This window comes from Streptomyces sp. NPDC002309, assembly GCF_053593375.1.
The window spans coordinates 1-1,390 of record NZ_JBSFCI010000110.1 but is presented as its reverse complement, the minus strand read 5'-3'; the positions used below and the strand labels follow the sequence as shown (position 1 = coordinate 1,390).

Sequence of the window (1,390 nt, the reverse complement as noted above, 5' to 3'; positions counted from 1 at the left end):
GCCGGTGATGGACCGGGCGGACGGTTTCGCGGACGGTCTGGAGACGGTGTCGGGTGCGTTGTCGTCGTACGCGGCGGAGATCCGGCCGCTGGACGCGAAGCTGACGGAGCTGAAGGCGCGGGCGGTCACGTTCGTCGGTTCGGTCAAGGACGACGACGAGTGGGAGTACGACGAGGACAAGGTCGGTGAGCACAACCGGCTGCGGGACGAGATCACCGCGACGGTGGCGGCTTTCTGGGCGGCGGAGCGGACGTGTCACAACCGGATCACCGCGTTGTGGGGCGGCACGCAGATGGTCGCCGGCGACGGTTCGGAGCGTACGGATCAGTACGGGTTCTCCGCGCAGGACATGAAGAACGCGAAGCTTCCCTGGGGTGACCCGGTGGAGGAGAGGCATCACTGGTACGAGGTCGGCCACTGGGTGAAGTCGTTCGTGTGGGACGGCGTGATCGTGGACGGTGTGTGGGGCACGCTCAAGGGTCTGGGCACGCTGGTCGGGTTCGGTGGCTGGGACGCGATGGGTCAGGCGTGGAAGGGTCTCGCGCAGCTCGCGACGGGTCTGGTGCTTTCGTCCCTGCCGGGTGTCAGTGCCGCGTTCTGGCTGTTGCCGGACGACAAGCTGCCGTCGTGGATCAGGGATTCGCGTACCGCGATGAAGGAGACCGGTAAGGCGCTGGTGGCGTGGGACGAGTGGGGCAAGAATCCCGCTCGTGCGGCCGGTGCGGTCACCTTCAACGTGCTCACCACCGTGTTCACGGGTGGTGCGGGTGGTGCGGTCTCGGGTGCGGGCAAGGCGGGCGCGGTCGCGAAGGTGCTGGGTACCACGGCGAAGGTCATCGACCCGATGACCTATATCGCCAAGGGCGCGGGCGCGGGCCTGTCGAAGATCGGCGACATCAGCGCGGCGCTGCGGGGCGTCGGTAACATCGACATCCCCCGCCTCCCGGACAACGCGATCACGCTGCCGGAGGGTGCGGTCCGGCTTCCCGAGGGCGGCGTGGTGCGGCTGCCGGAGGGCGCGGTGATCCCGCCGGGCGGGATCAGGATTCCCGAGGGCGGCGCGGTCACCCTGCCCGAGGGCACCCCGCTCCCGGCCGGCGCGGTCGACCTGGGCAACGGCGCCGTGAAACTGCCGGAGGGCACCCCGCTCCCGGCGGGTGCGGTGGAGTTGCCCGAGGGCGCCGTCAAGCTGCCCGAGAACACCCCGGTCCTGCCCGAGGGCACGGTCAGGCTGCCCACCGAGGACGGCGCCCCGGCCCGCTACTACGACCCCGAGGGCAACATCCTCGACGAGAGCGGCAACGTCCTCGGCAAGGCCGACGACGGCCCCGGCGACATCGTCGACCAGCCCGGCCTCCCCCACGACGGAGCCGACGTCCCCCGCGTCGAG

1 pseudogene is annotated in these 1,390 nt (G+C 70.5%); it reads left to right on the top strand.

The annotated features are described in order from the left end of the window. Positions 1-1,390 (top strand): annotated as a pseudogene (locus ACWCPM_RS34730) (hypothetical protein); the annotation flags it as partial.